The sequence below is a fragment of the Streptomyces hokutonensis genome (assembly GCF_000376565.1).
GTDB classification, from domain to species: Bacteria; Actinomycetota; Actinomycetes; order Streptomycetales; family Streptomycetaceae; genus Streptomyces; species Streptomyces hokutonensis.
The window spans coordinates 1-8,092 of sequence record NZ_BARG01000144.1; the positions used below are offsets into that span (position 1 = coordinate 1).

The 8,092-nt window shown below is 71.2% G+C and carries 6 protein-coding genes; 3 read left to right on the top strand and 3 right to left on the bottom strand.

Annotation, left to right across the window (positions count from 1 at the left end; all coding sequences use genetic code 11):
* Positions 1-719 precede the first annotated feature (719 nt).
* A complete protein-coding gene (locus SSP08S_RS54155; protein ID WP_019075982.1) occupies positions 720-1,652 on the bottom strand; it encodes a Ppx/GppA family phosphatase in 933 nt (310 codons plus the stop codon).
* Positions 1,653-1,735: 83 nt separating this feature from the next.
* Here SSP08S_RS54155 and SSP08S_RS54160 point away from each other — a divergent pair, with 83 nt between their 5' ends.
* The gene (locus tag SSP08S_RS54160; RefSeq protein WP_026179635.1) at positions 1,736-2,602 is read left to right on the top strand and encodes a DUF3109 family protein; all 867 of its coding nucleotides are present in this window, start codon (positions 1,736-1,738) and stop codon (positions 2,600-2,602) included.
* A gap of 4 nt (positions 2,603-2,606) precedes the next feature.
* Here SSP08S_RS54160 and SSP08S_RS54165 read toward each other — a convergent pair whose 3' ends face one another.
* Complete coding sequence (locus SSP08S_RS54165; protein WP_019075984.1) at positions 2,607-4,301, bottom strand: BACON domain-containing protein; 1,695 nt, start codon at positions 4,299-4,301, stop codon at positions 2,607-2,609.
* A gap of 197 nt (positions 4,302-4,498) precedes the next feature.
* Between SSP08S_RS54165 and radA the strand changes: the two genes are divergently transcribed.
* A complete protein-coding gene (gene radA / locus SSP08S_RS54170) occupies positions 4,499-5,908 on the top strand; it encodes a DNA repair protein RadA (RefSeq protein WP_019075985.1) in 1,410 nt (469 codons plus the stop codon).
* Positions 5,909-5,990: 82 nt separating this feature from the next.
* The gene (gene disA / locus SSP08S_RS54175) at positions 5,991-7,115 is read left to right on the top strand and encodes a DNA integrity scanning diadenylate cyclase DisA (RefSeq protein ID WP_026179636.1); all 1,125 of its coding nucleotides are present in this window, start codon (positions 5,991-5,993) and stop codon (positions 7,113-7,115) included.
* A gap of 15 nt (positions 7,116-7,130) precedes the next feature.
* Here the strand turns inward: disA and SSP08S_RS64125 are convergent, their stop codons facing one another.
* Positions 7,131-7,949, bottom strand: coding sequence for a hypothetical protein (locus SSP08S_RS64125; RefSeq protein WP_245608161.1), 819 nt, complete (start codon positions 7,947-7,949; stop codon positions 7,131-7,133).
* Between the last annotated feature and the right edge of the window lie 143 nt (positions 7,950-8,092).

Consider the following 8,092-nt stretch of genomic DNA (forward strand, 5'->3'; position numbering starts at 1 on the left):
CACTGCGGGCGGGGACAAGCACCTGCGCCAAGAGCGGGTACACGCGCTGAGGACACGGACACGGACACGCGCCTGCGCCTGTGCCAAGAGCGGGTACGCGTGCGTGCACTGTGGGCGGAACGCGTGGGTGCGCACCCTGGCAGGGAGGGGCATCTGCCCTGCGGATGGAACACGTGCAGGCCCCCAACCAGGCGGACACGTGCCCTCCGGGTGTCACACCCGCGGGCACCCCGCCCCGGGCGGGCGCATGCCGTCGATGACGCCACATGCCGACACCACGGTGGGGCAGCCGTGCGCCCCGGACAGCCCTCGCGCGTGCACCACGGCCGACCGGGCGGACGGTTCGGCCGACCCCGGCGGACAGTCGCGCGAGTACCTCACGACCACCACGCCCGCGTGCCCCGCGGACAGCCGCACGCGCGTGCGGCGCGGCAACACCCCCACGCCACCGCTACGGCCACGCGCGCGTGCGTGCGTCGCGGCCGAACCGACAGGAGTACGCCCGACCCCGAGCACCGTACCGACCGGCAGCCCCGCGGGAACATGACGGCCACGCGCGCGTCACGGCCGAACCGACAGGAGCACGCCCGACCCCGAGCACCGTACCGACCAGCAGCCGCGGGTACGCGACCACTACGCGCGCGTGCACCACGACCCCGGTCCCACGCCCGCCCCGCGTCCACCAGCCCACCTACGCCCACGGCAGCCGGTGCGACCGCCTACGTCGAAGGCATCTGATCCAGCCGCCGCAGGATCACGCCCTCGCGCAGCGCCCACGGGCAGACCTCGAGTGTCTCCACGCCGAACAGATCCATCGCGCCCTCGGCGACCATCGCGCCGGCCAGGAGTTGTTCGGCGCGGCCCTCGGAGACGCCGGGGAGGACGGCGCGCTGGGCGGTGGTCATGTCGCCGAGGCGGGGGACCCAGGCCTCCAGGGACTCGCGCTTGAGCTCGCGCTGGACGTAGAGGCCGTCGGCGGAGCGGGCGGCGCCGGCGAGGCGGGCGAGCTGCTTGAAGGTCTTCGACGTGGCGACGACGTGGTCGGGGGCGCCGAAACGGCTGAACTCCCCCACCGTACGGGCGATCTGCGCGCGCACATGACGGCGCAGGGCCCTTATCGCGGCCGGTTCCGGCGGGTCCCCGGGCAGCCAGCCGGCGGTGAGGCGGCCCGCGCCGAGGGGCAGCGAGACGACCGCGTCGGGCTCCTCGTCGATGCCGTAGGCGATCTCCAGGGAGCCGCCGCCGATGTCGAGGACGAGGAGCTTGCCGGCGGACCAGCCGAACCAGCGGCGGACGGCGAGGAAGGTCAGCCGGGCCTCCTCGGCGCCGGTGAGGACCTGGAGTTCGACGCCGGTCTCGGTCTGCACGCGCGCGAGGACCTCGTCCGCGTTGCTGGCCTCACGGACGGCGGAGGTGGCGAACGGGAGGAGTTCCTCGACGCCCTTGTCCTCGGCGGCCTGCAGCGCCTCGTGGACGACGCCGATGAGTTTGTCGACCCCTTCGGGCCCGATCGCGCCGTCCTCGTCGAGGAGTTGGGCAAGGCGGAGTTCCACCTTGTGCGAGTGCGCGGGCAAGGGGCGCGCGCCCGGGTGTGCGTCCACCACCAGCAGATGCACCGTGTTCGATCCCACGTCGAGGACACCGAGTCTCATATACGGAACGCTACTGCCACCTGCGCCGATCTCCGTCTTCGGTGCGGTTTCTGGGGCCGCCCCGGGCGACTTACCCTGGACGCGTGCCAAAGACGAAAAAGGCGAAGAACGACAAGGCGGCCAAATCACCCGGCGATTCTTCGCCGGTGCGGTCGGCCAGCCCCCCGAAGACGTCTCTGATGTCGAAGAAGGCCCTGAAGAGCGACGAGAAGGGGCTCGATTTCGCGCGCGCGTGGGTGGAGTTCCCGGATCCGGCGGACGAGGAACAGCTCTTCCGCTGCGATCTGACATGGCTGACCTCTCGCTGGAACTGCGTCTTCGGAAGCGGCTGCCAGGGCATCCAGGCGGGCCGCGCGGACGACGGATGCTGCACCCTGGGCGCGCACTTCTCGGACGAGGACGACGAGAAACGGGTCGCTGGGCATGTGGCGAGGCTCACGCCGGACATCTGGCAGCACCACGACGAGGGCGTGGCGAACGGCTGGACCTCGGAGGACGAGGACGGCGACCGCCAGACCCGCCCCTACAAGGGCTCGTGCATCTTCCAGAACCGCCCCGGTTTCGCGGGCGGCGCGGGCTGCTCGCTGCACATCCTCGCCGTGAAGGAGGGCCGCGAGCCCCTCGAGACCAAGCCGGACGTCTGCTGGCAGCTCCCGGTGCGGCGGACGTACGAGTGGATCGACCGCCCGGACGACACGCGGGTGCTCCAGGTGTCGATCGGCGAGTACGACCGCAGGGGCTGGGGTCCCGGCGGCCACGACCTGCACTGGTGGTGCACGTCGGCGACCTCGGCGCACGGCGCGGGCGACCCGGTCTACGTGTCCTACCGCCCGGAGCTGACCGAGCTGATGGGCAAGGCCGGCTACGACCGTCTGGCCGAGTTGTGCGAGGAGCGCCTGGCCTCGCAACTCCCGCTGCTGGCACCGCATCCGGCGGACCCGGTCGGCTGACCGCTCAGGACGGGCCCGGGTCGCCGCCGTCGCCGGACGGCGGCGCCGAGCCCCCCGGGTCGGCGGAGGACGAGTCCGTAGGTGTCGGAGTCGGATCGGCGGACGAGGGCGGCGGGTCACTCGGCGTCGGATCGCTCGGAGCCGTGGGCGTCGGGTCCGGCCCGGACGAGGGCGGACCGCCGGGATCGGGATGTGAGGGCTCGCCCGGCGCGGTCGGGGCCGGCGCGCTGCCGTAGCCCTCGATGGAGACGACGGCGCCGGCGGGTGAGACGGCCACGCGCGCGGTCCAGTGGCCGGATGGCTCGCGCAGATGGTCGACGTACACCTTGATCGTCAACGATTCGCCCGGGGCGAGGGTTCCCGAGGACTGGCTGAGGTAGAGCCAGGGTGCCGTGGTGGTCGCGGACCAGCGGACCGGGGCCGCGCCGGACGCGGTGAGGGTGACGAGCGTGGTGTCGGCGCTGTTGGCGGCCGAGACGGCGAGCCGCCCGGCCCCCTTGCCGCCCGTGCCGGCGACGCTGATGACCTCCACGGAGACGTCGTTCTTCCCGCCCTTGCCGACCCGCGTGCGGGGCCCGGCACTGGCGTCGCCGGTGTTCTCGTAGCCGCCGCTCGCGACCTCGCCCTCCAGGCTGCCGGGACCGTCGTGCTGCTCGCTGGCGGAAGCGGCCCTGCCGTCGACGCCCTCCCCTGTGGGCGTGGACCGGTAGGCCGCCCACAGGGCGAGCACGGGCGCCGCGATGACGGTGGCGACGACGGTCGTCGTGACGGCACGCGCGCGGAGACGGTCTCTTCGGGCCGCGCGGTCCTTGGGGTCCAGCGGGAAACCGCGCCGGTCGAAGCGCGGTGCCGCGGCTCCACGCGCGCGCGGGAGGTGCGCCATGGCGACATGCAGGGCCGCGCGGGGCGCCTCCAGGACGGGCAGTTCGGCGGGCGTGACTCCGGCGCCGGGCCAGGTGCCGGGCACCGCGCGCTCGGCGGTACGGCGGCAGCGCGGGCAGTCGTCGACGTGCCGGACCAGTTCGCGGCGCAGCGCGCTGCTGAGCACCAGTTGATGATCGTCTGTGAGCCGGGCGACGCTCGGGCAGCTCCCGGTCTCCACCACGGCGAGGGCGGCACGCGTGCGCTCCACCTCGCAGGCGGCGGAGGCGAGCAACTCCCGCGCGGTGGCGAGATCCATCCCGAGGACGGCGGCGACCTCATGGGCGGCGAGCCGGTGACGCACGGCGAGTTCGAGCGCCTCGCGCTGCTCCGGGGTGGTCCCGGCGGCCTCCGGCCAGGCCAGCAGGGCGAGTTCACGCCGCCGCAGCTCGCGCAGCTCCTCGGACACGACCGGTTCCTCGGACACGACCCGGCCCACCGCGTGGGTGCCCTGACGTTTCTGCTTGGCCTCGGCCAGCTTCCGCAGACACGCCCAGCGGGCCAGCGCGTACAGCCAGGCCCTGCGGTCACCGGCCGTCTCCGGCACGCGCGCGCCCCGGCGTTCGGCCAGCGCGAGCACGTCCCCCAGGGCCGCCGTAGCCGCGTCGTGGTCGCACAGCACGGACAGGCAGTACGTGAACAGGCCGTCCAGATAAGGCTCGTAGCGCGGGGGCGGGCACTGCGCCAGCGTGCGCGCCGCAGCGCGGTCGCGCGCCTCCCGGTGCGCCCGGTGCGCGCCGGTGGTGCGGGTCGAGGTCTCCGGGCTGCTGCTCATCACCCGTGCGACCGTAGGCGGCGGGCGATGCCCCCTTCCGCCGCCTTGAGCTCTTTTAATCCGTACGGGTGAAACGATCCCTCAATAGGGGACAGGAACCCCCGCTTCCCTGGCTCGATCCCGACGTCGTTGGCCGGATACCGAACCACGGCCCACCGTCCGCCGACCCCGCTGTCAGTCCCGCCGGTTACGGTTCACGCATGGCTGCCCGTACGAAGACCACCAAGGACCGTCCGTCCTACCGCTGCACCGAGTGCGGCTGGCAGACGGCGAAGTGGCTCGGCCGCTGCTCCGAGTGCCAGGCCTGGGGCACGGTCGAGGAGTTCGGCGCGCCCGCGGTCCGTACGACGGCCCCGGGCCGCGTCACCACCTCCGCGCTGCCCATCGGCCAGGTCGACGGCCGCCAGGCCACCGCCCGCTCGACCGGCGTGCCCGAGCTGGACCGGGTGCTCGGCGGTGGCCTGGTCCCCGGAGCGGTCGTCCTGGTCGCGGGCGAGCCCGGCGTCGGCAAGTCGACCCTCCTCCTGGACGTGGCGGCCAAGGCGGCGAGCGACGAGCACCGCACGCTCTACATCACCGGCGAGGAGTCGGCGAGCCAGGTCCGCCTGCGCGCCGACCGCATCAAGGCGATCGACGACCACCTGTATCTCGCCGCCGAGACCGATCTGGCCACGATCCTCGGCCACTTGGACGCGGTGAAGCCCTCCCTCCTGATCCTGGACTCCGTCCAGACGGTGGCCTCCCCGGAGATCGACGGCGCCCCCGGCGGCATGGCCCAGGTCCGCGAGGTCGCCGGCGCCCTGATCCGCGCCTCCAAGGAGCGCGCCATGTCCACCCTCCTGGTGGGCCACGTCACCAAGGACGGCGCGATCGCGGGCCCCCGCCTCCTGGAACACCTGGTGGACGTGGTGCTGTCCTTCGAGGGCGACCGCCACGCCCGCCTGCGCCTCGTACGGGGCGTCAAGAACCGCTACGGCACGACGGACGAGGTCGGCTGCTTCGAGCTGCACGACGAGGGCATCACGGGCCTGGCCGACCCGAGCGGCCTGTTCCTGACCCGCCGCGCGGAACCGGTCCCCGGCACCTGCCTGACCGTCACCCTGGAAGGCCGCCGCCCCCTGGTGGCCGAAGTCCAGGCGCTGACGGTCGACTCCCAGATCCCGTCCCCCCGCCGCACCACATCAGGCCTGGAAACCTCCCGGGTCTCGATGATGCTCGCGGTCCTGGAACAACGAGGCAGAATCAGCGCTCTAGGCAAAAGGGACATCTACTCCGCAACCGTAGGCGGCGTAAAACTCTCAGAACCGGCCGCAGATCTGGCCATCGCCCTGGCCCTGGCCTCCGCGGCGAGCGACACCCCCCTCCCCAAGAACCTGGTCGCGATCGGCGAAGTGGGCCTCGCGGGCGAGGTCAGAAGGGTCACGGGCGTCCAGCGCAGACTCTCCGAAGCACACCGCCTGGGCTTCACCCACGCCCTCGTTCCGAGCGACCCGGGCAAGATCCCGCCCGGCATGAAGGTCCTCGAAGTGGCCGACATAGGAGACGCCCTCCAGGTCCTTCCACGCTCCCGTAAACGAGACGCCCCACGGGACGGCGAGGACCGCCGGTAGACTTTGCCCTGGTCTCGCCCGTCCGTACGAACCAACTGTGCGAAACGGGAGCGCCTGAAGAACCTGCGACCCGAGGAGTGCAGTGGCAGCCAACGACCGGGCGTCAGCTCCCGGAAAGTCCGGCGGGAGCTCCGCGGCCGATGGCCTGATGCGCGCCTCACTGAGCGCCGTGGCACCCGGCACGGCCCTGCGCGACGGCCTGGAGCGAATCCTCCGCGGCAACACGGGCGGACTCATCGTGCTCGGCTCCGACAAGACCGTCGAAGCCATGTGCACGGGCGGTTTCATCCTGGACGTGGAATTCACGGCCACCCGCCTACGAGAACTCTGCAAGCTGGACGGCGGCATCGTGGTGTCGTCCGACCTCTCCAAGATTCTCAGAGCGGGCGTCCAACTGGTCCCCGACCCCACGATCCCCACAGAGGAAACAGGCACCCGCCACCGCACAGCGGACCGAGTGAGCAAACAGGTCGGCTTCCCGGTGGTCTCCGTCTCCCAGTCCATGCGCCTGATCGCCCTCTACGTGGACGGCCAGCGCCGAGTCCTGGAGGACTCGGCGGCGATCCTGTCCCGCGCGAACCAGGCACTGGCCACCCTGGAGCGCTACAAGCTCCGCCTGGACGAGGTAGCAGGAACACTCTCGGCGCTCGAGATCGAAGACCTGGTAACGGTCAGGGACGTCTCAGCAGTGGTCCAGCGCCTGGAGATGGTCCGCCTGATCGCCACAGAAATCGCAGAGTACGTAGTCGAGTTGGGCACGGACGGCCGCCTCCTGTCCCTCCAACTCGAGGAACTGATCGCGGGCGTGGACGCGGAACGCGAACTGGTGGTGCGCGACTACGTTCCCGAGCCCACGGCCAAACGCTCCCGCACGGTGGACGAGGCACTGGCGGAACTCGACGCCCTCTCCCACGCCGAACTCCTCGAACTCCCCACCGTGGCCCGCGCCTTGGGCTACACCGGCTCCCCCGAGGCCCTCGACTCGGCGGTCTCCCCCCGAGGCTTCCGCCTCCTGGCCAAGGTCCCGCGCCTCCCCGGCGCGATCATCGACCGCCTGGTGGAACACTTCGGCGGCCTCCAAAAACTCCTGGCGGCAAGCGTCGACGACCTCCAGACGGTCGACGGCGTAGGCGAGGCAAGGGCACGAAGCGTACGAGAAGGCCTCTCCCGACTAGCAGAATCCTCAATCCTGGAACGCTACGTCTAGAAAGACGAACTGCCGTCAGTCACTGGCCAGAACGAACGAGGTCTGAGCCTTGGCGAACCCGGAAGCAGCAGCCTCCACCAGATAGGTCCCAGCACCGGCAGACCCGGCCGGAGGCGTCGCACACTCGGGCGCACTCGGCTTCCGATCCCACTTCAGGGTGTACGCAACGCTGCTCCCGGCGGACACCCGGTAGTACACACTCCCCGACCCCTTCGGACAGTCGGCGGAGGACCAGTAGTCGGCGGCACCCCCCGCCTCAGTGATCGTCAACACCGCACTCTTGGGCCCGAGATCGACCTTGCAGTCACTGCTGGACGAGTTCTTGGCGGTCAGCACGAAAGTAGGCGTCTGATCCGGCGAGTAGGAGTTGTGCAGACTCCGCAGACTCAACTGCACAGCACTGGCAGTGCAGTTGGGCAGAGTCGAATCAGCAGGAACCGTAGTCCCAGTACCACTCCCACCACTGGACCCCCCACTACCGCCCCCATCCCCAGCCCCACCAGCGGAACCACTCTCACCCGACGACGACCCGCCACTGGAACCACTACCGCCACCACTCGCCGCCCCACCACTCGCACCACTGCTGGACTCATCGCGTCCGCCGGGGTGTTGACTGATGGCGGGCCCAGTACCGGACGGCCCGGCAGTGATCGTAGGGGCGGGAGTCCTCCCGTTCTTCGCGCCATCGGCACCGTTCTTGCCGCCCCCGCCACCCGACGTGACGATCCAGGTGATCAGCAGCGCCAACAGGGCGACCACGGACACCATGAGGACCCTCCGTCGCCAATAGATGGAGGAGGGAAGCGGCCCGACCGGATTGCGCAGAGATCCCACGGCTCAAACCTTACGAGACAACGGGGAGTTACCTCGCCCCACCCGCCGCGCCTGCCCCAACTTTTCCGGATCATCATCCCGGTAAGGGAGTTGAACGGCGGCGCACCGCGTGGCCCGTCGGCCGCGTACGGCGAGAAGGTGAC

Coding starts and splice junctions, on each gene's coding strand:
- SSP08S_RS54155 (WP_019075982.1), bottom strand. CDS start 1,652: ATGAGACTCGGTGTCCTCGACGTGGGATCGAACACGGTGCATCTGCTG.
- radA (WP_019075985.1), top strand. CDS start 4,499: ATGGCTGCCCGTACGAAGACCACCAAGGACCGTCCGTCCTACCGCTGC.